Raw genomic sequence first — 23551 nt, forward strand, 5'->3', positions numbered from 1 at the left:
CTCGGACGATCTTACCGGGCAAGTCTGTCGAGTCCGGGCAGTCTCTGCCGGGGGGTCAGACCCATTTCGCCTCGGGCGGCATGGAAGAGAGGATCGATTTCACATTGCCTCCGGTTTCAAGGCCGAACTTTGTGCCGCGATCATAGAGAAGGTTGAACTCGGCGTAACGGCCCCGGCGAACGAGTTGTTCCTCGCGTTCTTCCTCGGTCCAGGCCTCTCCCATACGACGCCGGACGAGCTGAGGGTAGATGTCCAGGAAGGCCTTGCCGACATCCTGCGTAAACGCAAAATCGGCCTGCCAGTCTGTCGTGTTCAGACGGTCGTAGAAAATCCCGCCAATGCCGCGTGGTTCATTGCGGTGGGGCAGAAAGAAATATTCGTCGCACCAGGCCTTGAAACGGTCGTGATAGTCCGGGGCATGAGCGTCGCAGGCGGTCTTGCAGGCAGCGTGAAAATCCACGGCATCGGGATGCTCCTGGGTGCGTGCGCGATCAAGCACAGGCGTGAGATCCATGCCGCCACCAAACCACCACTGTGTGGTGGTGATGAAACGCGTATTCATGTGGACGGCCGGGATGTGCGGATTCCACATGTGGGCGATGAGCGAAATGCCCGAGGCCCAAAAGCGCGGATCCTCGGCAGCGCCGGGGATCTGGGCGCGGAATTTCTCAGAGAATTCTCCGTGGACCGTGGAGACGTGTACGCCGACTTTTTCGAACAGGCGTCCCTTCATGATCGACGCCACGCCGCCGCCCTGATCGCTGGATCCGTCGCCCCGGCGCCAGGCTTCGCGTTCGAAACGGCCAGGTGTTCCGGGATAGAGATCGGTAGGCGCCTCATCTTCCAGGCGTTCAAACTCGGCGCAAATCTGGTCGCGCAGGTCTTCGAACCAGGCCTTTGCGGTCTGGCGGTGGGTCTCGATGTCAGCAAGCTCGGTCATGGGCATGACCTACAGCCGTGCCGGGCTTCGGGCAAGCGGCGTGCTGCCGCAGGTCTTGAGCGGTGATTGCATTGACCCGCATTGCATCATTTGGTAGCCGGGCCACCTGTTTTTTTGGGGGTGTGTTGTGGGACCGTCGTTTTATGTTTTCCTCGGCATTGGGGCCGTGGTTGGGGGGCTTCTGTCGGGTGTTGTGAGTGTGATCATCGCGGCACTGAAGGAAGAAGGGGCCGTGAATTTCCAGGTTCTGGCCTTTGGTGTTTTGACGTTCGGGTGTGCATTTGCTGCACCCCCCATTCTGGATCCGCATTTCGGGCGCTCGCTGGACAATACGTTGAGCGATACCAGTGTGGTCGAGAGCCGCAGTATTTATCACAATCATGAAATGCTTCGCTTGCTTGAAGACGTAGATCCGTCTGAAGCGGAGCGAATTCAGGCGCTGGTGCTGTCAGCCTATCGTGATCACGGGAGTGGGTTTGCGGAAACGGTGGCACTCTCGGAACGGGTGAAAGTAACCCATTCCGTCTTGTACTCCCTGATGCTTTTGACATCAGACGAAAACCTTCAGGCCTATCTCGACGCGCTCGTCGAGACAGCGGAGAATCTCTACGAGGACCCGCGGGCGTGTTACACGTATTTTTATGGTGGTAGAGTCCCGGGTTTGACTGGATCTGTTGAGGTGAGCGAAGGGATCAATCTGCGGTCTTCGTCCCCTGTCTATATGGCAGCTGTGTCAATTCTTGCAGATTCAGATGAGCCGCCCGTCAGTCCCGACCAAGAGCGCATTGAGCGTTTTGTTGAAGACTACCGCGAATTCGTCTCAGATCTTGACCCCACAGATGCACGTTATCTGGGTGGTGCCGAGCCTCGTACTCGGAGTGATTTCCAGGACGCCTGTGAAGAAGTGCAGCAGCCGCTTCGATTCATGGCAAGCCACGCGGACGGTCCGGCTTACTACCGGGTCTATTGGGCCAGTGCGCGGGACCAGATCTACAACGCACCCGAATAGCACGTTCCTCTCTGGGGCGGTGCGTTCATCCGCCCCAGGTCGGGAAGGCAGCCTTGATGTCGGCCTTTTTCAGGCGCGTCTGCTGGTTGATGCGATTGGCCAGGCGCTCAACATAGTCGAGATGTTTTCCGGCAAACCCTTCATACTGTCTGGCCAAAGCCGACAGCTCGTCCAGTGAGTTCAGATGGGTCACCCGATCGCGATTGATCATGCCGAGCGTATAGCCCATGAGGCGTCCCATACGGCTCTGATTGGCGTTCTTCCAGTCCTTGGACACATTGCTCAACGGCGCGTGGATGGACGGATTGAACGTGATGCGGTCTTGCGTTGCCTTGTCTGACTTTCGTTCGCGAATGGTGACTGGAAAATTCACGGCGGCAAAACCGGTGTCGTAGTCCAGTCGGGCGCCATTTTCCCGCGCACCTGCCGCGATCCAGTCGAGCGCATGGTCGGACAGGCCGGTCATGTCACCGCCGCCGCCGATCGAACCATGATCGCCGGGAAACCACATTTGCTGATAGGCATCGGCACCGCGTCCGTCAGCCTCGGCCTCGGCCTTGAGCTGGGTCAGTTTCCCGGCCTCAAATAGAGCAGGCCGGAACGCGGCCCGGGGTTCGTCTATTGCGACAGCATGGCGGGCCCGACGGACGACACCGGACAGTTTGAGATCATGGAAACCGTGATCTTCGGCCTTGCCGGCCATGGCATTCCACACTCCGGGAATACCGTTCTGGCCGACCGTGTCCCACACGCCAAGATATTCCACCTGGATGCGATTGCCGGGGTGATCGGCGATGATGGCCTGATCTGTATCCTCATCCAGCCACCAGCCGTGCGGATTGTGGGCGTGGCGAAAGGCCACGCAGTCTTCGTGTTTGGGAGAGCGGTCCTTGTCCATGTAGAGCACCAGCGCATCATCCACATAAGGCGCGGCATCACGGCGAAGAATGCCGCAATTGCGGATCATGCCGACGAGGGAGCGGGCGGTGTAGGCACCGCGCGAAAACCCGAACACGAAGATTTCGTCACCCGGATCATAGTTGAAGACCAAAAAGGCATAGGCATCGACGATGTTCTGGATGAGACCATCACCAAACCCGCCGCCATCCAGGCTCTCGCCTTCCAGCGTGCCCACGCCTTCATCATAGAAGACGACCTGTTTGACGGGCGAGTTAGCGTCTGAGTGGTCTTCCAGCGTGATGGACTGAGCCAGTTTCACGACATTCGTGACCGGCCGCTGCTTGTAGTCCAGCTCGTTCCAGGTGCCGTCACAGCAAATGATGATGCGCTTGTTCTTGGCCATGTCTGTCTCCCCGTCATTCCGCTCTGTTGGCGGATCGACGGAGAGACTACGACCATAAGTAGGTGCGATCTAGAAAAAACACGTAATCTGACGTGTTTTTCCGGTTAAGCGGCGGGCGCCTTGGGGCGCCGGTTGGCGGGACGGCGGCGTGCGTTTTGCGGGCGGGGTTTGCGCGCTTCACCACCGGAGGCAGCTGATTGACCCTGGGATTTCTGGCCCTGGGATTTCTGGCCCTGAGACTTCTGGCCCTGGGGTTTCTGGCTTCGCGGTTTTTGTCCCTGCGGTTTTTGTCCCCTGGAGGAAGAACCTTCCGCCTGAGAGCCGCCCGCGGGTTTGCGACGGGGTTTGGCATTGCGTTTGGGAGCGGGACGGGATTTGCCGCCACTGCCGGGGCGTTTCGCCCCCTTGGGAATTTCAAGCTCCGCACCAAAGGCCGTCAGATGGCGACCGATGAGTTTTTCAATATCGCGCAAGAGGATGCGGTCATCCGTCTCCACCAGGGAGATGGCGATCCCGTCCTTGCCGGCCCGGGCCGTGCGTCCGATGCGGTGCACATAGGCTTCGGCGACATTGGGCAGATCATAATTCACCACATGGCTGACGCCGGGCACATCAATGCCGCGCGCTGCGATGTCGGTTGCCACCAGAATGCGGATCTCGCCCGACCGGAAGGATTCGAGCGCCTTTTCGCGCTGGTTCTGTGACTTGTTGCCATGAATGGCGCGGGCATCGAGCCCATCCTTGATGAGATGTTCGACCACCCGATTGGCGCCATGTTTTGTCCGGGTAAAGACAATCGCGCGATCCAGGTCGGGCGTTGACAGGATTTCGCGCAGCGCGTCGCGCTTGTCGGCACGCTCCACCAGTTCCACGGTCTGTTCGATGCGTTCGACCGGGGTGGATTGCGGTGTGATACGCACTTCTTCCGGATTGGACAGGAAATCGCTGGCCAGCTGGCGGATCTGTTTGGGCATGGTCGCGGAAAACAGAACAGTTTGCCGCGTGGGTTTAAGCTTGCCCATGATCTGACGGATTGCAGGCATGAAACCGAGATCCAGCATCTGGTCGGCTTCGTCGAGCACCACGGTGCGTACCTTGTCGAGCCTCAGAGCCCCGGTTTGCATATGGTCGATCAGGCGGCCCGGCGTGGCGATCAGGAGATCGACACCCGGCTCGAGCATCTTGATCTGGGGGCGCGGTTTCACGCCTCCGAAGATGACCGCATGGCGAAGCGCGAGATGCTGGGCATAGATCGCGACATTATCTTCGATCTGGGCAGCAAGTTCGCGGGTTGGTGCGAGCACCAGGGCGCGCACATTGCGCGGTCCCGGGCGCTGGGGGTCGGCCTGCAGGCGGTGCAGCAGGGGCAGGGTGAAGGCGGCGGTCTTGCCGGTGCCCGTCTGGGCGATGCCGATCAGGTCCTGGCCATCCAGGAGACGGGGAATGGCCTGACCCTGGATCGGGGTCGGGGTGGTATAGCCAGCCTCTGTCACGGCGCGCAAAATCGGCGCCGCAAGGCCAAGCTCGGAAAACTGGGTCACAGGTAATATGTCCAAACAGCTCGACCGCCCGGCCGGAAGGGCGGGACGGTTCATGATGTGAACGAAATGAGCGTAGGTCAGCCGTTCGGCAAAAGCGCTTCAGGCCGTCGATTGCGGCAGCGCGGTGAGCCGCCAGTTCGAAACACAAGTTCGAACCTCTACGCGCGGCATTGGCCTTCATATGGCGTATCAGGTCGGAAAATGCAAATCCGAACCGGTCTGAAAGGCCTGGCGCTGGGCTTCGGCCAGGGCGATGCCGGCGCTCACCACCACGTTCAAGGAGCGGGTCTCGGCCCGAATCGGGATTTTGATGCGTATGTCCGCCTGGTTGTGAACATCCTCGGGGACGCCCGCGCTCTCGCGACCAAATAGCAGTCGGTCATCGGGACGAAATTCACTCTCCCAAAGCGTGTCCGCGCCCCGGGTTGTAAACAGAACGAGCCGACCGGACCGGGCCTGTTCACTTTCGGTGTAAATCCGCCAACTCCCATGCCTGACAGGGGATATCGAGGCGCCATAATCCATGGCGGCCTGCCGGATCTTGCGGTCTGTGAGCGGGAAGGCGCAGGGCTCTACAATGTCCAGACCGGCTCCGAAACAGGCCGCAACCCGCATGGCGGCGCCGAGATTTTGCGGAATATCTGGTTGAAAAAAGACGAGACGCATTTTAATCCGCGCGCTGTGGCTGGGTTTAATGGGTGAATGCGGCGTTGCGCCGCGTTTGATCCTGCTCACTTGCCATTATAGGAATACCGCCTTGATGTCCTGCTATTCGGGCAGGGTGGGCTATTAATCATTCAGGGGCTGCGTCCTGCAGTTCCCGGGCAGACAAAAGAGGTCGCCTCGTGACGGAAACCATCGGCGCGCACGACGAACAGGGTCAAGAACCCTCTCGTCGCGACTTCATCTACATCGCTGCAGGCGGCACGGCCGCTGTCGGTGGCGGTCTCGTGGCTTGGCCGTTCGTCCACCAGATGAATCCCGCTCGGGATACTCTGGCCCTGGGGTCGACCCGGGTGGATGTCAGTGTGATTGAGGAAGGGGCCGAGATCACCATCATGTGGCGCGGGGCTCCGGTCTTCGTGCGCCGCCGGACGGCAACCGAGATTGCTGAAGCACAAAATGTCGAGCTGGGCGATCTGCCGGATCCGGACGCGCGCAATGACAACCTGCCGGAAGGCACGCCGGGAACGGATGCCAATCGCGTGCTGCGCGAGGAATTCCTGATCGTGAAGGGCAATTGCACCCATCTGGGCTGTGTGCCGCTGGGTCTGGGCGCCAATACCGGCGACTATGACGGCTGGTACTGCCCCTGCCACGGTTCGCACTACGACACGTCTGCGCGCATTCGTCGCGGCCCGGCTCCGGAAAACCTGCCGGTACCGGACTATTATTTCGAGACAGACGCGGTCGTGAAGATCGGTCTGAACGATGATGAAAAAGCAAACTCGGGGTGGGCTGTAGCATGAGCGGACCTTCGACCTACGAACCGAAGACACCAGTAACGCGCTGGCTGGATTCGCGACTTCCGATCATCCGCCTGGGCTGGGACAGTTTTGTCGACTTCCCGACCCCGCGGAACCTAAACTACTGGTGGACGTTCGGTGGTATCCTCGCCGTCTTCCTGATGATCCAGATCATCTCCGGTGTGGTGCTGGTCATGCACTATGTTCCGCATGAGAGCCTGGCCTTTGAAAGCGTCGAGCGGATCCGCCGCGACGTGAATTTCGGCTGGCTGTTGCAGTCCATGCACGCCAATGGCGCCAGCTTCTTCTTTGTTGCCGTCTATCTCCACATGTTCCGGGGCCTCTATTACGGCTCTTACAAGGCGCCGCGCGAAGTGCTGTGGATCCTGGGTGTTGTGATCTATCTGCTGATGATGGCCACGGCCTTCATGGGCTATGTGCTGCCCTGGGGGCAGATGTCCTACTGGGGCGCCATGGTGATCACCAATCTGATCGGTGCACTTCCCTTCGTTGGCGACGCGATCCGTGAATGGCTCTGGGGCGGTTTCTCCGTCGGTCAGGCCACGCTGAACCGTTTCTTCTCCCTGCACTATCTGTTGCCCTTCGTGATTGCCGGCGTTGTGGGTCTGCACATCTGGGCGCTGCACGTGCCGGGCAATGGCAATCCGGTCGGCCTCGAGGTTCGCAAGGGCGATGCGGGCAAGAAAGACACGTTGCCATTCCACCCGTACTACACGGTCAAGGATGGCTTCGCGATTGTCGTTTACCTGATGGTGTTTGCCCTGTTCGTCTTCTACATGCCGAACGCTCTGGGCCACGCGGATAACTTCATTGAAGCCAACCCGCTCTCCACGCCGGCGCATATCGTTCCGGAATGGTATTTCCTGCCCTTCTACGCCATTCTGCGCGCTGTCACCTTCGATATCGGCCCGATCGATGCGAAGTTGGGCGGTGTGCTGGCCATGTTCGGTGCCATTGCGATCCTCTTTGTCCTGCCCTGGCTGGATACGTCCAAGGTTCGCTCCATGCGCTACCGTCCGCTGACCCGCTGGTTCTTCATCTTCTTTGTTCTCGCAGCGCTGGCCCTGGGCTGGTGTGGCGCAAAGAACCCGGATGATTATGTGCTGGGCATTACCGGTTTCAAATTCCTGTACCTCGGTCAGTTCCTGACGCTGTACTACTTCGCCTACTTCCTGGTGGTGCTGCCTGTTCTCGGACTGATCGAGAAACCGAAACAGCGTCCGGCCAGTATTGAAGCTGCTGTTCTCGGCAATTCCGCAACGACAGCGTAAGGACACGAGATTCATGAAAATGACCCGTATCATTGCTGCTGCTGTTGCAGCGCTCGGCCTTGCCGCTACCGCTCATGCGGCCGGCGATGGCAAGAAGCCGGAACACCATCACTGGCACCATGCCGGTCCGTTCGGCACTTTTGACCGCGACGCTGTCCAGCGGGGTTTCCAGATCTACACGGAAGTCTGCTCCAGCTGTCATGGCCTGGCTTTTCTGAGCTTCCGCAATCTGGGCGAGGAGGGTGGTCCCTTCTATGGTTATATCCCGGACGGTGACGATCATGGTGGCCACCATGTTCAGGCGGTGAACGCGAATGACAATCCGATTGTCATGCAGATTGCAGCCAATTGGCGCTTCCCGGTTGTCGAGATCGATCCGGAAACCGGTGACCCGATTGAGCGTGCCCCGCGTGCGTCTGATCGCTTCCCCGGCCCGTTCCCGAACGATGCGGCTGCTCGGGCTTCCAATGGTGGTGCTCTGCCACCGGACCTGTCCCTGATCGTCAAGGCTCGCTCTCACGGTGCGGATTATCTGCGTTCGTTGATGCTGGGCTATTCGGACGAGATTCCTGAAGATGTGAACATTGCTCCGGGCCAGTACTACAATGAGTACTTCCCGGGCGGTGCCATCGCCATGCCGCCGCAGCTGATTGAAGGTCTGGTCGAGTATTCGGACGGCACTGAAGCAACTGTCGAGCAAATGGCTGAAGACATCACCGTCTTCCTCGCCTGGGCTGCGGATCCGCATATGGAAGCCCGCAAGCGCATGGGGGCCATGGTCTTGATCTTCCTCTTCCTCTTTGCGGTCGTGCTCTATCTGGCGTATCGTCAGGTCTGGGCCAACGTGAAGCACTAGGTAAGCGCATGCGTCTCGCGCATTGGATTTGGGCTGCTGGCACGGTGTCGGCAGCCCTTTCTCTTTCTGCATGTGGTGTGCAGGAGCCTGATCCCGTGCGCGATCTGCCCGGCTATTGGGACTGGGCACCGGGCATGCGTAATGAAGCCGAACGGGGTCCGGCCTGTTCCGGGGCTCTGATGCATATCTGGCTGACAGAAGGCGGACAGCGCTATCATTCCAGCTGGACCACCACGGATGCCGAAGTCACCTCGCGAATTCTGGAGGACTTGCCGGATGCCTTGCTGGACAATGGTGAGCGCGACCCCAAACACGGGTTTCTCATCCAATACGAGGACGAGACCCGCATTGATGCGGATGGAAATCCCGTGTCCTGGTATCTGGTGATGAGCACGCCGGATCGCTTTTTCTGGCAACGTCTCGATCGTATTGGTGTGTCGACGCGCAATCCGACCATGGTGCGCTGTCCCGACCCGAACTAGGCCTTTTACATGACCCAATGGACACTCGGTATTATTGGCGGTTCCGGCCTTTATCAGCTGGACGGTCTGGAAAACACGCATACGCGCACGGTGGAGACTCCCTGGGGGGAACCCTCCGCGCCCTTGCTGTGCGGCACACTCAATGGTGTCGAACTGGTCTTCCTGCCGCGCCACGGGGCGGGCCATTATCTGCCGCCCTCTGATGTGCCCTATCTGGCGAATATCGCTGCGCTTAAACAGGCCGGCTGTACGGATATCCTCGCCATTTCAGCCTGTGGCTCGCTGAGAGAAGACTGTGCGCCGGGCGATTTTGTCGTGGTCGACCAGTATGTCGACCGGACCCAGGGGCGTCCGCGCAGTTTTTTCGGAACCGGATGTGTGGCTCATGTTCCGCTGGCTGATCCAGTGTGTTCACGCCTGTCCGGACTGGCCCACGAGGCCGCTGTGGATGCGGGGATAACTTGTACGCGGGGCGGCACCTATCTGGTGATGGAGGGGCCGCAATTTTCCACCCGTGCTGAAAGCGAGCTGTATCGCCAGTGGGGGCTGGATGTGATCGGCATGACCAATATGCCCGAGGCGCGTCTCGCGCGCGAGGCCGAGCTCCCCTATGCGGCGATTGCCATGGTGACTGATTATGATTGCTGGCACGAGGACGAAGACAGTGTGGATGTTGCCAACGTGCTGGACGTGATGCGCGACAATACGGCCAAGGCCAAGAGCCTCATCTCGCGTCTGACTCAAACTCTATCGGCCCAGGCGCGCACACCGAGTCCGGACGGTATCGAAACCGTGCTCGATGTCGCCTTGATCACAGCTCCTGAACGCCGCGACCGCGAACTGATCGCGCGTCTGGGACAGTTGGTGCCGCGCGTTTTCGGGACATAGTCCTCAGCGCCGACGATCAGGGCTTGGCCCGGATGCCAGGGCTGGTCCATAACTCGGTTTGCGAATGTGCGTGCAAAGGGGAGTTGGCCCGTGTCAGTTTTGTTGAGTGTTTCTGTCCTGATCCTGCAAACGGGTAGTGTGCCGGGTCCGGCCACGCTGGAGCCGCGGCCCGCACTGGAGTGCGCCGAGCATGTGACCGATGCACGGGCCAGACAGAATTGTCTGCGCGATCTCTTGCGGACGTCTGAGAGCGAACTGACCTCAGCTCGCGAATGGGCTGCCTCTGAAGCGGCTGACGTTGATCTGATGCATCCGGGCGCTGGACGGGCACAAAGCGCTCTGGAGGCCGCTCAAACGGCCTGGGGCGCCTATCGGGATGCCGAATGTGCGCGTCAGGCCAGTCTGATGCTGATGGATGAAGGCACCCAGGACGAAATTCGCATGGACTGCCAGATCGCCCTCAATCGGGACCGGATCGCCGAACTCCGGAATCATTAATCCATGACACCCGCCTGCCTCTATATCGGTAACCGTCGCTATTCCAGCTGGTCCTTGCGGGCCTGGCTGGTCATGAAACGAGCTGGTCTGGAGTTTGATGTTGAACGGATCGCGCTCAATGTCGCTGATACCCGAAAGGCGATTAGCGCGATTTCGCCAGGCGGGACGGTGCCTGTCCTGCACGCTGACGGTGTGGTGGTGTGGGACTCCCTCGCGATCTGCGAATGGGTGTCCGACGAGCATGGCGGCCTCTGGCCCGGCGATCCTTTACTGCGCGCACGGGCACGATCTGTCGTCGCCATGATGCATTCCGGATTTCATCATCTGCGCGATGAATGCCCGATGGATCTGGGACGTGCCCCGGCGCCGAAATCACTCTCACCAGAGGCAGAAGCCGATATCGCCGCCGTTCAGGCCCTGTGGATGGAGATGAAGACAGGGACCGGGCCGTGGTTGTTCGGCAACTGGTCGATTGCCGACGCGTTCTTCACCCCGGTTGCCACGCGCTTTGAGAGTTATGCCATTGATCTCCACGCAGACGCCCGTGCATATGTGGACTCTTTGCTGGCGGATGGTGATTATCAGGACTGGCTCGCAGGGGCGCGGCTTGAAACCGATCCGAATCCGTATGAAACAGCAGGTGACTGAGCATCCGCTCTGTTGCTCGGCGTGTTGGCGATAACAAAGAACGGCTCTTCCATGGACATTGCGAAAGCGATCCGCACCATTCCGGACTATCCCAAACCGGGGATCCAGTTCCGCGATATCACCACGCTTCTGGGCGATGCGCGCGCTTTTCGCATCACGGTTGACCGCATGGTCCAGCCCTGGGCCGGCGCCAAGATCGATCTGGTGGCGGGTACGGAAGCGCGCGGTTTTATCCTTGGCGGGGCAGTGGCGCACCAATTGTCCAGCGGTTTCATTCCGGTCCGCAAGAAGGGCAAGCTGCCCTATCACACCATCGAAGAGCGCTACGAGCTGGAGTATGGCGAGGACGCCGTCGAAATCCATAAGGATGCGGTCAAGGAGGGTGACCGTGTGCTGATGGTCGATGACCTTATCGCCACGGGCGGCACGGCGGAAGCGACCATCAAACTGCTTCAGCGTGCCGGTGCGACAGTGATCGGCGCGAGCTTTGTCATCGATCTGCCGGATCTGGGCGGAGCGAAGCGCATCGAGGCGATGGGCGTGCCCGTCTCCAGCTTGGTCGCGTTCGAGGGCGAGTAGACGCGCTAGCGCTCGTTCAGAGCGGGCAGCACCATCAAAACCACAGGCGACAAGGCAGCGATACCACTGGCGATCAGGGCCAGGGGCAAAAGGCCCGTTGTCACGAAAGGCGCGGCTGCTACCGTTCCAAGCGCTGCGGTTAGCAAAATGGCGAGCAGGACCAGGGCCGAACCGCGGCTCTCATTGCCCTTTGCTGCTAGGACGGCCCGGTAGAAGCCCGGCGGTCCGCGCAGGCCAAGCCCGACATTGACCGGGATGAAGAGGAGCGCCAGCCAGGCCGGGTCGCCCACACCTGACAGGGCGTAGAGCACCGTACTCAGACAGCCTGCGGCCGAGAGCCACGAACCGACCATGACCAGGGTTTCCGCGCCGTAGCGTTCGCTCAGGCGGGAGGTGAGGTTGGAGGCTATGACAAAACAGGCAATGCCGCTGATCTGCATCGTGACAAAATGCGTAAGCGAGCCGCCCATGGCCTCGGTCATCACGACAGGGGCGCCGAACACAAAGGTCAGCAATCCGCCCAGCGTGAAGGCCTGGCTGAGGGCATATCGCGCAAAGACCGGGTCGCGCGCGAGCCTGGAATAGCCGCCGGCACCGCGCCGCGACGTCATAGCCGGGAACACGCTGCGCGCCGCCAGCAGGACACCGCTCGCCAGGAGAGCGAGTACGCCGGTGACGGTGAAACTGCCGCTCCATCCCAGCTGGGCCAGCAGCCAGACGCCGGCCACCGGGGCGAGGGCAGGAATGACCGACTCGATACTGCCCAATACCCCCAATGCGTGGACAGCATCGCGTTCCTCGAACAGGGCCTTGATCATGCCGGGCGCATAAACCGCCGCGGCCGCCCCGGCTGCCCCCTGCAGGAATCGCAGGGCGATCAGCGTGTTCATATCCGATGCCAGGGGCGCCATGAGGGAGAGGCCAGCAAAGACCAGAAGGGAGGCGACTAGCAGATTGCGTTGATCAAAGCGCGCACCCAGCTCGCCAAATCCAACAAGCCCTGCACCCGCACCTGCAACATAGGCCGCCAGAACGCCCTGGGCGAGTGCCGCGGATCCACCCAGCGCGTCAGGCAGAACGGTGATGGCCGGCAGGACAAGGTCCGTACCGGCCAGGCCGAGAGTTGTTCCCGCCAGCAATAGTCCGAAGACCAGCCAGCGGCGAGACCGGGTCGAGGTCACGTGCGTCATCCGTCTGCCTGTCGAGTTGAGACCAGGCAAACAGGCAGAGGCTGGAGACCTAGTCGGTGATCAGAGCGCGCACATCCTCGGTGAACTGGATGAGCGAAGGTTCGTGGATATACATCATGTGACCGGCTTCGTAATAGGTGAAGGTCACACGATCCTGATCAAAACCGGGCTGATTGAACATCAGTTCTGCCGCGAAGAACGGTGTCGCGAGATCGTAATATCCCTGTGTGACCAGCACATCCAGATCGCTGTTCTGGCGCATGGCACGCGAGATCCAAGGAGCGACATTGATGTAATTGTTTCCGCCCGAGCGTCCGGTATCCCAGTTCCAGCCGCGCACACCCCCGATGGTGGAGTAATAATCGGAAATCTCGACGCCCAGATTGCGGGTGAAATAGTCGAGCATGGCGCCGGTGAAGCTGGCATCGATGCCGTAAAAGCTCGGATCGGTTTCCGGACCCTCGCCAACACCATCCACTTCCACGCCGGTAAAACGACTGTCCAGACGACCCACGGAGAGGCCTTCATCGCGGCGCAGCTCGCGTTGGAATCGTTGGAGATTTACCCGCATGTTTGCGCGCTTGAGGAAGTCTTCGGACAGACCGGTAAAGCGGGCGAGATCGGCAATCACGCGATCCTCGCGGGCCGGATCGAGCATCACGCCATGCATCAGGGCCGGCATGTATTCCTCGATCGCAAAGGTGCGTGCATCATCCAGGAAGGCTTCGAGATCGCCATTCCAGGCCGCCCGGTCGACCTTGTTGTGATACCAGGCCGTGGCTGCAAAACCCGGCATGAGGCCGACATATCCGATATCATTGCCCGGCGAGGTGTCGTCATAGCGAAAATCAAGCACGGTGGAGATCAGGGCCACGCCATTGATCCCGACATCGGTGTAGCCGCCTTCCAGCTCATTGAGCAGGGCGCCGATGCGCATTGTGCCATAGCTTTCACCCAGCAGGTATTTCGGTGAATTCCAGCGCCGGTTCTCGCTCAGCCACTGGCGGATGAAGGCGGCCAGGCTTTCTGCGTCCTCATTGACGCCCCAGAATTCGTTAGGGTCGGTCTCGCCGAGCGCCCGCGACCAGCCCGTGCCGACCGGATCGACGAAGACCAGATCCGCCACATTGAGCAGGGAGTATTCATTCTCGACGATGTCATAAGGGGCTGCGCCATCATCCACGGCATTGGGAAGGACGAGGCGTTGCGGGCCGAACGTGCCCATATGAAGCCAGAGCGAGGCCGAGCCTGGGCCCCCATTGAACACGAAGGCGATCGGACGAGTGCGCGGATCATCATATCCATCCGCGATATAGGCCGTGGTGAAGATGGAGGCGCGGGCCTCGCCATCCTCGCCATAGAGGAAGGTTTCGCCCGCAGTGGCGGTATAGCGAATCCGTTCGCCATTGATGGTGACCTGGCCGCGGCTCTCATAGACGCGCGGTTCCTCCGCATCGTCCTGAGCCTGGACCGGCATGGATACCACAGACAAAAGGATCGCCGCGCCAAGCACGGACTGGACAAGTTTGAACATGATGCAATCTCCCCGAAAGCTTTGCGGCGAGACTAGTCCCTTTCGTCTCTCCGGCAAATGACGGATGCGTAAGACGGCGAACCGGTCTATAGCCCGCTGCATGAATTACAGACACGCTTTTCACGCGGGCAATTTCGCCGATGTGCTCAAGCACACGGTTGCAGCCCTTTGCCTTGAGCACCTGACAGCCAAGGACAAGCCCTTTCGTTACATCGACACCCATTCCGGTATCGGGGGATATGATCTGGCCTCCAGCGAGGCCCAGCGGTCTCCCGAATGGCAGGACGGTATTGGCCGAATTCTGAAGGCGGACATTCCGGCCGAGGCCGCAGCCGCGCTGGACCCCTATCTCAATATCGTTCGCGCGATGAATGACGACGACACGCTGACCCAGTATCCCGGATCGCCCGAGATCGCTGCCCGCCTGGCGCGAGAGGACGATCGGCTTCACCTGTGCGAACTGCATCCAAGTGATGCGGAGACACTGGACCAGCGTTATCGCCGGGATCGCCGGATCAAGGTCGCCCAGCAGGATGGTTATGCAGCGCTCAAAGGGCTTGTGCCTCCGCCGGAAAAACGCGGGCTTGTCCTGATTGACCCTCCGTTCGAGGATCGTGACGAGCTGGCCCATATGGCGGAAGCCATTATGCCGGCCATCCAGAAATGGCCGAGCGGAACCTTTGTGTTCTGGCGCTCCTTGAAAAACCTTTGGGCAGCCGACCGGTTTGACCAAGGGTTGAGTGAATGGCTCATCAGCGATCTGGAGTTCGAGCCGGAGAAAATCCTGCGCGCGGATCTGTGGGTCCGGGATCTGGCGACGGACGGCAAGCTGGCCGGGGCAGGGGTCGTGGTCGTGAATCCCCCCTGGCAGCTTGAAGGCAAACTGCTGGGGCTGATGCCCTGGCTGTCAGACCTGCTCGCCCAGGACGATGGTTATGGCTGGCGTGTGGATGGCGGTATTACCGAGGCCGACGTTGAACAGGGGCTGGAGGACTGAGCCGTCCGCCTGCCCGGGAGTGAAACATGACAGTACGCTATTCGATCTTTGATGTGTTCACCGACGACGCCTTTGCCGGAAATCCGCTGGCTGTTGTCTATGGTGCGGACGCCTTGAGCGATGAGGCGATGCAGATGATCGCCGGAGAGTTCAACCTGTCCGAAACGGTGTTCATCCGCGAGCCCGAAGGGCGGGAGGCGGATTGGGGGCTGAGGATTTTTACCCCCAAGGCGGAACTGCCCTTTGCAGGTCATCCGACGGTGGGCGCGGCTGTCGCGCTCGCCCTGGACACCGGTCAGGCCGACAAGACCCGCCGGTTTGTTCTTGAAGAGAAAGTCGGGGATGTGACCGCCAATGCCCGCGTGACGGGCGAGCGCAGCGGTGCGGCGCAGTTCTTTTTGCCACAATTGTCCGAACAGGTCGGCGATCTGCCGGACCTCTCCGAGATCGCAGCCGTTCTGGGCCTCAAGACGGGCGATCTGCTCGATACCCCGATCACCGGTGGGCTCTGGTCGGCGGGTGTACCGTTCGCCATTGTACCCGTGCGTCATCCCGAGCGTCTGACGGAGATCCATCTCGATCTCGCCCGTTTTGAAGCGGTTTTTGGGACCTGTGAGGCCAAGGATGTCCTGGTGGTCGCCAAGGCCACCGCGAGCGAGCATACGCTGAACTGGCGCACGCGCATGTTTGCCCCGCTTCTGGGTATTCCCGAAGACCCGGCAACCGGCAGCGCCGCGGCCGCCTTCTCGGGTCTGATCGCGCAGCAATGCGGGCTGGGTGATGGAACCCACGGTATTGATGTCTATCAAGGCGTAGAAATGGGTCGACCCAGCCTGATTCGCATGCGTTTGGAGATCGAGGGCGGACGCCTCAGTGATGTGCTGATAGGTGGTGAAGCCGTTCAGATCGCGGCGGGTGAGCTCTTTGTCTAGGCTGGCCTAGAGCAATTGCACGCCCCCATTGCGCAGGATCTGGTCGCTCATCACGAAGAAGGTGATGATCAGGCTGCACAGCCCATAGCTGAGGACATTGATGGCCAGCCCTGGTTTGAGGCGGCGGGCCGTGTCCCACGTCATCAGAAAAAGCACGGCCATCATGGCGAGGGTGATCGGATAAATGCCAATGCCGAGCATCAGTCCTGCGGCGGCCTCATCATTGGGGTAGGTCCCCAAGAGCGAAATACCGCCCGCGACGGTGCGCTGCATGAACTGGAAGAAAAGCACGCCATAGGCGATGAAGCTGCGTGTCATCCGAGCCGTGACATAGGCCAGGACGGCGATGGCGAGGGTCACCAGCGGTCCGGCCATGGAAATAATCAAGGCCTGTGTGTCGCTTTCATAGGCGCCCAGTGCCGGGCCGGCCTTGTTCAGCGTCATCCACATGTCGACGCCCATTGCTTCACCGACGCCCCAGTGGCCTAGTTCGTGGGCCAAGTAAGTAATCGGGCCGAACACCAGGATCGACAGGAAATACACGGCTCCTGGGCGTTTCGCTTCAGATCTGAACATGGATACCCCTCTAACGCCCCCCAAGCGTCAATCAGAAGGTGAGGGAGTGGGCCGGTTCTGTCAATCTCGGGTCGAGCGATCCCGGTCGGTCAGGTCTAGCGGTTGTGGCCCATAACTGTCCTCGGCCTCGTCCCACCAGGGATACCAGTTGGGCAGGTCCTTGGAGACCTTGAGGGCAAAGTCAGGATCGCGCTTTTCCAGGAAGGACATCACCCCCTCTTTCGCGTCGGGGCCCATGCCGGCCTCGAGAATGCCACGGGTTTCGATCCTGTGTGCGTCCATGGGATTATTGGCGCCCAGCATGCGCCAGGCCATACGGCGCATCAGCGCCACGGAGACCGGGGCGGTCCGATCTGCGATGGCACGCGCGCGCGTTCGGGCTTCGGGCATCAGGTCCTCGGCAGGAACAACACGGCTGACAAGGCCACATTCATAGGCCTCGGTGGCACTGAAGGTCCGCCCGGTCAGGCCCCAGTCCATGGCGGTGGATATGCCCACAACACGGGGTAGGAACCAGCTCGCACAGCCATCCCACACAATACCGCGCCGGGCAAACGGGTAGGCGAATTTGGCGTCCAGAGAGGCGAGCCGGATATCCATCGGCAGGATCATGGTCGCGCCAATGCCCACGGCAGCGCCATTGATGGCCCCGATCACGGGTTTCATCGTATTCCAGATCCGCAGATTGAGGACGCCGCCCCGATCTCGCCAGCGTTCGTCGGTCGGGTCAAACGTCCCGGCATGCTGAGTCTGGGCGACCATGTCGAAGGTTTCCGCGCCCGTTGAGAGATCGGCACCGGCACAAAAGGCGGGCGCTTCACCGGTGACAATGATCGCCCGGACCTGGTCATCACTGTCGGCGGTGTCGAACGCATCAATCAGCTCATCACCCATCTCGTAGGTGAAGGCATTCAACCGGTGCGGGCGGTTCAGCGTGATCGTCGCGATACCGTCTTCGAGCGCGTAGCCGATCGTCTCATAACCCATGGTCTGTTCCCCGTTTATGTGATTTTGGGGAGAAGACTAAGGCGTGGCGTGGCGCGCTCCAAGCCTTACTCGCTGTTGGCACCTGTTTGCATGAGGCGGCCCTTTTCGGTCCACACAACAATGGCCACCGTCGCCAGTCCCATAAGGGCCTGGCCGGCCATCAGCGGGAGAGCCGATCCATCATACGCCTGGCCAATGAAAGTGCCGATCGCCGCCCCGATCACCCCTGTCACAAAGCCATAGGCGGCGGACGCTGTTCCGGCGATATGCCCCATGGGTTCCATGGCGAGGGAGGAGAAATTCGCCGCAATCAGACCCAGCAGAGACATGGCGGCGGCGAGCAGGATGAGGAAGGCCCACAGATTGTCCACGCCAAGAGCGATCGCACCGACATGGACACAGCTGATGGCGGTAAAGACCAGCAGGGCGCCATGGGCCAGGCGACGCTGGCCGAAACGCATGACCAGCCGCGAATTGATGTAACTGGTGACCCCCATTCCGCCGGCGATGGCTGCGAAGGCGAGTGGGAATTGATTATCGTTGAGCCCGAAATGTTCGACGAAGATCTGTTGCGACGAGCCGAGGAAGCCATAAAGCGCACCAAAAAACGTCGTGCCGGCCAGGGTGTAACCCAGCATCAATCGATGGGTCATCGCCTCACGGAAGGCGTTCCATGTGGTCTTCAAGGCAAGCGGTGTTCGGTATTCCGGCTTGAGTGTTTCGGGCAGGCGTAGCTGGATCCAGACCATCAGGGCCACACCAAACAGGATGAGAAAGCCGAAAATCCAGCGCCAGGGCGCGAAAGTGAGGATGAGCTGTCCCAGGCTGGGGGCGAGCACAGGCACGGCCATGAAGGCCGTCATCACCATGGACATGACCTCGGCCATGCGGCGGCCAGAGGTGAGATCGCGCGCCACGGCGACCGTGATGACACGGCTGGCTGCAGCAGCGGCGCCCTGCAGGAAACGCGCGACCAGGAGGAGTTCGAATGTCGGTGTCAGCGCACAGATCAGTGTCATCACCAGATACAGGGCGATAGCAATCAACATCACCGGTTTGCGGCCGAAACGGTCTGCGAGCGGTCCATAAATGATCTGGGAGGCCCCAAAGCCCGCGAGATAGACCAGCACGACGTATTGCTGGTCATTGGGGCGGGCGAGTTCGAGATCCCGCGCGACATCATCCAGTGCGGGCAGCATCATGTCGATCGACAGCGCCACCAGTGCGGTCATGGCCACCAGGAGGGCGACCAGCTCCCACAAGGGCATGGGCAGGTGTTCATCTGTGGCCGCAGCGGCCGCAGGGCGCGGATTGGACATGGCTGTCTCCTGAGGTGGATCCCGTCACATGCGCCTTTGCGCGCGCAGATGCAAGTGTATGGCTTGCATGCAGTCTGCGCTTTTACCCGCGCGTAGGTGGATCACGCCTCATAGGGGTCGGAGAACAAGTGAAGCTGGAAACTGGTTGCAATGCGGTGCGCGCGCTCCATGAAGGCCTGTTTAGCGTCCGGGCTGGCACCCAGTTCGACCAATGTCTGCTCCCATAATCCCAGCCAAATGGGGAAATGCTCTTGCTTTAGGTCTGTCAGCTTCGCGTGGGCAGGCATGGGGCGACCGGAATAGCCGCCATCATGAAAAATCAGCGCTGACCAGAATTGTTTCATGGTGGCGAGGTGCGGCGCCCAGTCCTCACCGATCTCCGCAGCGAAGATGGGCCCCAGATCGGGGTTTTGCCTTATATGGCCGTAGAAGGTTTCCACCAGATTGGAGATGAAATCGGGTGTGATACCGGCAGCGGCGGCCTCTTGGCGGGCGATGCGGCGGGCTTCGGTCACCCGCACCTGATAGGGAGCGCTCATGAAGGATCCTGTACCTGTTACAGGCTGACATGTCATGAGCGCTCGCTTTCATTCAAGGGGAGGGCGCTGCGACGCGATCGCCCACACCCGCTGCACGGATATGGCGCTAGTTGCGGCCGGCCATGACACCGCCATCCACATCCCATACGGCTCCGGTGATCCAGCCGGCGTCATCACCCAGGAGATGAAGGATGGTGTGAGCGACATCTTCGGCCTGGCCAACCCGGCCGATCGGGTGGAAGGCGTCGAAACCTTCGCTCAGTGTCGTCTCGATGGCATCGGGCTCGATAAAGGCACCATAAATCGGGGTGACCACCACCGCAGGGGACACGGCATTGACCCGAATGCCAAACTCCCCGAGCTCCATGGCGAGATGTTGGGTCAGGGCGTGCAGCCCCGCCTTGGCCATGGAATAGGCCGAGGACGGCGTCGCCTTGATAGCTTGTTTCGCCCACATCGAGCCGATATTGACGATGGATCCCCGTCCAGCCTGTTTCATACCGTTCGCAACTGCCTGGGTGATGAAGAAGCTCGCCCGGTTGAGCTCCATGTACGCATCGTAATCGTTCGCCTCATGCTCAAGGAAAGGCTTGGGCGAGAAGGTGCCGGCCGCATTGATCAGATAATCATAGGCAGCGGATTGGCGACGGATCGCGTCTACAAGTGCGTCGACCGCGGCCCGGTCATGCAGATCCAGTGCGTGCGTGGTCACGACGGCGCCGGGCGGAAAGGACGCACGGGCCTCCTCCAGCTTGTGTACCGAGCGGCCCACAAGTGTGACCTGGACGCCTTTGGCGGTCAGCTTGCGGGCGGTGGCCAGACCCATACCGCTGGATCCGCCGATGATCAGGGCGCGATGTGTCGTCGATTGGCTCATTGGATTTCCCTCATAAATCTGTTTCACGAGCGGCAAAGTGGTTGCCTACCTATCAGATGGTAGAGAGCATGTGGGCATTGCGGAGACGGTGTGCAACCCCTATCTATCACTCGATAGAAAAATGGAGAGCGATATGGAACTCAGCCCGAAAGCGCACGAGATTCTGGATGTCGCAGAAGACATGGCGCGCCGTGGTGGGTATGGCGGGTTCAGCTTCCGCGATATTGCCGATGCCGTGGGTATCAAATCCGCCAGTGTGCACTACCACTTCAAGACCAAGCCGGATCTCGGTGTGGCGCTGGTCGAGCGGTACACCGACCGTTTCATTGACGGGCTGGGCGACCCGGCCGATCCGGACACACCCGCTGAGCACAAGGTGAGGGCCTATATCGCAGCCTTCCGAACCGCCCTGCATGATGAGGGATTGATGTGTTTATGCGGGATTTTCGGTGCTGAGAGTGCCGGCCTGCCCGAGGCGGTGGCGAAGAAGTCGAGGGAGTTTTTCACCCGAAACTGCGCGTGGCTTGAAACGGCCCTTGAAGGCCATGACGCCCATACAAGTGAGGCCGCCCGTCGCCAGGCGGCCCTTCTGCTGATTGCCCGGCTGGAGGGCGCAATGCTGATGGCCCGCAGCCTGGGTGATCTTTCCGTCTTTGATACGATCGCAGAGGCGGATTAGACGTTGAAGCGGAAGAGCATGACATCGCCGTCCTGGACGATGTAGTCCTTGCCTTCCGCCCGCATCTTGCCGGCCTCCTTGGCGGGGCCTTCACCGCCGCAGGCGACGTAGTCGTCAAAGGCAATGGTTTCAGCGCGGATGAAGCCCTTCTCGAAATCGCCGTGGATCACGCCGGCGGCCTGCGGAGCGGTCCAGCCATCATGAATGGTCCAGGCCCGCGCCTCTTTTGGTCCAGCTGTGAAATAGGTCTGCAGACCCAGGAGGCTGTACCCGGCATGGATCATGCGGTCGAGACCGGCTTCGTCCAGACCCAGTTCGCCGAGATATTCCTCGCGTTCCTCGTCATCCAGCATGGCCAGTTCAGCTTCAATCTTGGCGGAGATCACGACGGCCTGGGCGCCCTGGCTCTGCGCATACTCCACGACCCGACGGGAATAGGCATTGCCGTCAGCCGCACTGTCTTCATCGACATTGGCGATGAACAGAACCGGTTTGGTGGTCAGGAGCTGGAGGCCTTTCCAAGCCTTCTCGTCATCACTTGAAATCTCGGCATGCCGCGCGGGCTTGCTGTCATTGAGCTGTTCCAGCGCTAGATCGATCAGGGCGAGCGTGGCCTTGGCTTCCTTGTCACCGGATTTGGCTTTCTTCTCCAGATTGGCCTTGCGCTTCTCAAGGCTTTCCAGATCGGCCAGCATCAATTCGGTCTCGACGGTCTCAAGATCGGCCAGCGGATCAATCTTGTTGTTGACGTGCGTGATGTCGTCATCGTCGAAACAGCGCAGCACATAGGCAATCGCATCTGTTTCGCGAATGTTGGCGAGGAATTGATTGCCCAGCCCTTCACCCTTGGACGCGCCCTCTACCAGGCCGGCAATGTCGACGAAATTCATGCGGGCCGGGATGACCTCGGCGGAACCGGCAATCTCTGCCAGTTTTTTAAGGCGGGTCTCGGGCACGGCGACGTCACCGACATTGGGCTCAATGGTGCAAAAAGGGTAGTTGGCAGCCTGGGCCGCGGCCGTCCGTGTCAGCGCGTTGAACAGGGTGGACTTGCCCACATTTGGCAGTCCGACAATGCCGCATTTGAAACCCATGGCGATCATCCTCTTGATATCGAGCGCGCCTTATAGGGAATTTTGCTCCGCGATGCGAGTGGCGTGTCAGCAAGCCCGGCAGAGCCGGACCTGCTGACAGGTTTGACCCGGGTCTAGGAGGCGGTCGAGGTCAGGTGACCGGCGCCCCAGAGCTTGGAAAAGCGCTCACAATGGATGATCACGGAGTTGTAGTCAGACAGGTCCAGATCGTCGGGCAGACGATATTCCTGACCATTGCGATTGCGTTCCAGCTCGGCGAGGAAATAGCCGTCAGCGGCATTGTTGCCTGTCACCTGATCGGCCGGCAGGGCCGAAAAGAAGATTTTCAGATCCGGACCCCGGCGGGTACGGAAATCCTCGCTGAGGACAAGATAGCGCCCGTCCGCACGCGTTTCGATCTGCCAGTCACCGGCGATGGCATAGTCCTGATTATCCCAGCCACCGGCATGGCTTGTGTCCTGGGCGCTCGCCAGGGCCGGCAGGGCAAACATGAGGGTGAGGGCGGCCAGCAGGCCGGTGAGAGGGGTGTTCATATCGGGCTCCTTCGTGTTGAGCTCGATATGGCGAAGTCCTGATCGAAATACGAATCACACGGCGACACGATGTGGTGCCGATTGCTCACGCGCCAGTGAAGCCATGCCAGTGAAGCCATGCCAGTGAAGCCGAGCGGGGAAGCGAAGGGGGTTGATGCGAAGATGTGTGAGACAGGACGGCCGACTAGTCGGCGTCCGGTCGGCCCCGCTTGACCACGGCCGGAGCCGGTGCCTTGTGCGTGACCTGGGTCTGGAAGGCATCGACATTCCCCTCGGCCAGGAGGTCGACCGAGCCAGCAATGGCGTCGAGCAAGGTCATCAGCCAGCTTTCCTCACTCTTGGAGAAGTCCGAGAGCACATAGCCGGTAACCTTGTTGCGATCACCGGGATGTCCCACACCGATCCGGCCACGGCGAAAATCAGGCCCCAGCTGGCTGGTGGTGGATTTGATGCCGTTATTACCCGCCGCACCGCCGCCCAGTTTCAGCCGAAACTTGCCCGGAGCGAGGTCGAGCTCATCATGGAAAACAATGACGTTCTTGGGATCGACCTTGAAGAAGTTCGCGGCCTCACCGATGGAGTGACCGGAGTTATTGTAGAAGGTCTGGGGTTTGAGCAGGAGCAGCTTGTTTGACCCGATGACGAGATCGGTGGCCAGCCCCTGAAAACGTTTGCGCCAAGGCCCGCAATGATAGGCCTCGGCGATCACGTCCAGCGCCATGAAACCGACATTGTGCCGGTTGCGCAGATATTTGGGTTCCGGATTGCCGAGCCCGGCCAGGATCATCATGA

The 23551-nt window shown here is 60.4% G+C and carries 26 protein-coding genes; 12 read left to right on the forward strand and 14 right to left on the reverse strand.

Translation table 11 applies throughout. The features are described from left to right. Positions 1–55: 55 nt before the first annotated feature. Entirely contained in the window at positions 56–940 is an 885-nt protein-coding gene (hemF, locus tag RMQ97_RS04895; RefSeq protein WP_413659733.1) for an oxygen-dependent coproporphyrinogen oxidase, read from the reverse strand. Positions 941–1067: 127 nt separating this feature from the next. Between hemF and RMQ97_RS04900 the strand changes: the two genes are divergently transcribed. Continuing rightward, positions 1068–1949 (forward strand): NfeD family protein, encoded by an 882-nt coding sequence (locus RMQ97_RS04900; protein WP_413659734.1) that lies wholly within the window; start codon positions 1068–1070, stop codon positions 1947–1949. 25 nt (positions 1950–1974) lie between these two features. Here the strand turns inward: RMQ97_RS04900 and RMQ97_RS04905 are convergent, their stop codons facing one another. The 3 genes from RMQ97_RS04905 to RMQ97_RS04915 all read right to left on the reverse strand — a co-directional run bounded on the left by RMQ97_RS04905 (position 1975) and on the right by RMQ97_RS04915 (position 5459). Continuing rightward, on the reverse strand, positions 1975–3252 hold the full coding sequence (locus RMQ97_RS04905) for a DUF2235 domain-containing protein (protein ID WP_413659735.1): 1278 nt from the start codon (positions 3250–3252) through the stop codon (positions 1975–1977). A 104-nt stretch (positions 3253–3356) separates the two neighbouring features. Further along, positions 3357–4793, reverse strand: coding sequence for a DEAD/DEAH box helicase (locus RMQ97_RS04910; RefSeq protein ID WP_413659736.1), 1437 nt, complete (start codon positions 4791–4793; stop codon positions 3357–3359). A 189-nt stretch (positions 4794–4982) separates the two neighbouring features. Next, on the reverse strand, positions 4983–5459 hold the full coding sequence (locus tag RMQ97_RS04915) for a TrmH family RNA methyltransferase (RefSeq protein WP_413659737.1): 477 nt from the start codon (positions 5457–5459) through the stop codon (positions 4983–4985). Positions 5460–5638: 179 nt separating this feature from the next. Between RMQ97_RS04915 and petA the strand changes: the two genes are divergently transcribed. The 8 genes from petA (at position 5639) to RMQ97_RS04955 (ending at position 11502) form a co-directional block, all read left to right on the forward strand. Beyond that, positions 5639–6262 (forward strand): ubiquinol-cytochrome c reductase iron-sulfur subunit, encoded by a 624-nt coding sequence (gene petA / locus RMQ97_RS04920; protein WP_413659738.1) that lies wholly within the window; start codon positions 5639–5641, stop codon positions 6260–6262. Continuing rightward, a complete protein-coding gene (locus tag RMQ97_RS04925; protein ID WP_413659739.1) occupies positions 6259–7551 on the forward strand; it encodes a cytochrome b in 1293 nt (430 codons plus the stop codon). Before petA ends, RMQ97_RS04925 begins: the two co-directional genes overlap by 4 nt. A gap of 13 nt (positions 7552–7564) precedes the next feature. Then, positions 7565–8407, forward strand: a complete 843-nt coding sequence (locus RMQ97_RS04930; RefSeq protein WP_413659740.1) for a cytochrome c1 — start codon at positions 7565–7567, stop codon at positions 8405–8407. 95 nt (positions 8408–8502) lie between these two features. Further along, positions 8503–8889: a hypothetical protein gene (locus RMQ97_RS04935; protein ID WP_413659741.1), complete on the forward strand. Its 387-nt coding sequence runs from the start codon at positions 8503–8505 to the stop codon at positions 8887–8889. 9 nt (positions 8890–8898) lie between these two features. Next, complete coding sequence (locus tag RMQ97_RS04940) at positions 8899–9777, forward strand: S-methyl-5'-thioadenosine phosphorylase (protein WP_413659742.1); 879 nt, start codon at positions 8899–8901, stop codon at positions 9775–9777. Between the two features lie 90 nt (positions 9778–9867). Further along, on the forward strand, positions 9868–10275 hold the full coding sequence (locus tag RMQ97_RS04945) for a lysozyme inhibitor LprI family protein (RefSeq protein ID WP_413659743.1): 408 nt from the start codon (positions 9868–9870) through the stop codon (positions 10273–10275). A gap of 3 nt (positions 10276–10278) precedes the next feature. Then, positions 10279–10923 carry a glutathione S-transferase family protein gene (locus RMQ97_RS04950; protein WP_413659744.1) on the forward strand — a complete coding sequence of 215 codons (645 nt, stop codon included), beginning with the start codon at positions 10279–10281 and terminating at the stop codon, positions 10921–10923. 51 nt (positions 10924–10974) lie between these two features. Beyond that, on the forward strand, positions 10975–11502 hold the full coding sequence (locus RMQ97_RS04955) for an adenine phosphoribosyltransferase (protein WP_413659745.1): 528 nt from the start codon (positions 10975–10977) through the stop codon (positions 11500–11502). 5 nt (positions 11503–11507) lie between these two features. Here the strand turns inward: RMQ97_RS04955 and RMQ97_RS04960 are convergent, their stop codons facing one another. Next, positions 11508–12692, reverse strand: coding sequence for an MFS transporter (locus RMQ97_RS04960; RefSeq protein ID WP_413659746.1), 1185 nt, complete (start codon positions 12690–12692; stop codon positions 11508–11510). 49 nt (positions 12693–12741) lie between these two features. Next, positions 12742–14226, reverse strand: coding sequence for a S10 family peptidase (locus tag RMQ97_RS04965; protein ID WP_413659747.1), 1485 nt, complete (start codon positions 14224–14226; stop codon positions 12742–12744). Between the two features lie 100 nt (positions 14227–14326). Here RMQ97_RS04965 and RMQ97_RS04970 point away from each other — a divergent pair, with 100 nt between their 5' ends. Both RMQ97_RS04970 and RMQ97_RS04975 read left to right on the forward strand, forming a co-directional pair. After that, positions 14327–15223: a 23S rRNA (adenine(2030)-N(6))-methyltransferase RlmJ gene (locus tag RMQ97_RS04970; RefSeq protein ID WP_413659748.1), complete on the forward strand. Its 897-nt coding sequence runs from the start codon at positions 14327–14329 to the stop codon at positions 15221–15223. A gap of 26 nt (positions 15224–15249) precedes the next feature. Beyond that, a complete protein-coding gene (locus RMQ97_RS04975) occupies positions 15250–16155 on the forward strand; it encodes a PhzF family phenazine biosynthesis protein (RefSeq protein WP_413659749.1) in 906 nt (301 codons plus the stop codon). A 6-nt stretch (positions 16156–16161) separates the two neighbouring features. Here RMQ97_RS04975 and RMQ97_RS04980 read toward each other — a convergent pair whose 3' ends face one another. The 5 genes from RMQ97_RS04980 to RMQ97_RS05000 form a co-directional block, all read right to left on the reverse strand. Next, on the reverse strand, positions 16162–16731 hold the full coding sequence (locus tag RMQ97_RS04980) for a hypothetical protein (protein WP_413659750.1): 570 nt from the start codon (positions 16729–16731) through the stop codon (positions 16162–16164). 60 nt (positions 16732–16791) lie between these two features. Beyond that, positions 16792–17718, reverse strand: coding sequence for a crotonase/enoyl-CoA hydratase family protein (locus RMQ97_RS04985; protein WP_413659751.1), 927 nt, complete (start codon positions 17716–17718; stop codon positions 16792–16794). Between the two features lie 65 nt (positions 17719–17783). Further along, entirely contained in the window at positions 17784–19037 is a 1254-nt protein-coding gene (locus RMQ97_RS04990) for a multidrug effflux MFS transporter (protein ID WP_413659752.1), read from the reverse strand. 101 nt (positions 19038–19138) lie between these two features. Next, positions 19139–19576 (reverse strand): group III truncated hemoglobin, encoded by a 438-nt coding sequence (locus RMQ97_RS04995; protein WP_413659753.1) that lies wholly within the window; start codon positions 19574–19576, stop codon positions 19139–19141. Positions 19577–19682: 106 nt separating this feature from the next. Further along, positions 19683–20453, reverse strand: coding sequence for an SDR family NAD(P)-dependent oxidoreductase (locus RMQ97_RS05000; RefSeq protein WP_413659754.1), 771 nt, complete (start codon positions 20451–20453; stop codon positions 19683–19685). Positions 20454–20586: 133 nt separating this feature from the next. Between RMQ97_RS05000 and RMQ97_RS05005 the strand changes: the two genes are divergently transcribed. Beyond that, on the forward strand, positions 20587–21132 hold the full coding sequence (locus RMQ97_RS05005; RefSeq protein ID WP_413659755.1) for a TetR/AcrR family transcriptional regulator: 546 nt from the start codon (positions 20587–20589) through the stop codon (positions 21130–21132). On the opposite strand, the gene ychF is transcribed toward RMQ97_RS05005, so the two are convergent. The 3 genes from ychF to pth all read right to left on the reverse strand — a co-directional run bounded on the left by ychF (position 21129) and on the right by pth (position 23549). Then, positions 21129–22226, reverse strand: a complete 1098-nt coding sequence (ychF, locus tag RMQ97_RS05010) for a redox-regulated ATPase YchF (protein WP_413659756.1) — start codon at positions 22224–22226, stop codon at positions 21129–21131. The two genes, RMQ97_RS05005 and ychF, sit on opposite strands and share 4 nt — an antisense overlap. 113 nt (positions 22227–22339) lie before the next feature. Then, positions 22340–22759: a DM13 domain-containing protein gene (locus RMQ97_RS05015; RefSeq protein ID WP_413659757.1), complete on the reverse strand. Its 420-nt coding sequence runs from the start codon at positions 22757–22759 to the stop codon at positions 22340–22342. Between the two features lie 184 nt (positions 22760–22943). Continuing rightward, complete coding sequence (gene pth, locus RMQ97_RS05020) at positions 22944–23549, reverse strand: aminoacyl-tRNA hydrolase (protein WP_413659758.1); 606 nt, start codon at positions 23547–23549, stop codon at positions 22944–22946. Positions 23550–23551: the final 2 nt, after the last annotated feature.

The sequence above is a fragment of the Maricaulis sp. D1M11 genome (genome assembly GCF_047308265.1).
Taxonomy (GTDB): domain Bacteria; phylum Pseudomonadota; class Alphaproteobacteria; order Caulobacterales; family Maricaulaceae; genus Maricaulis.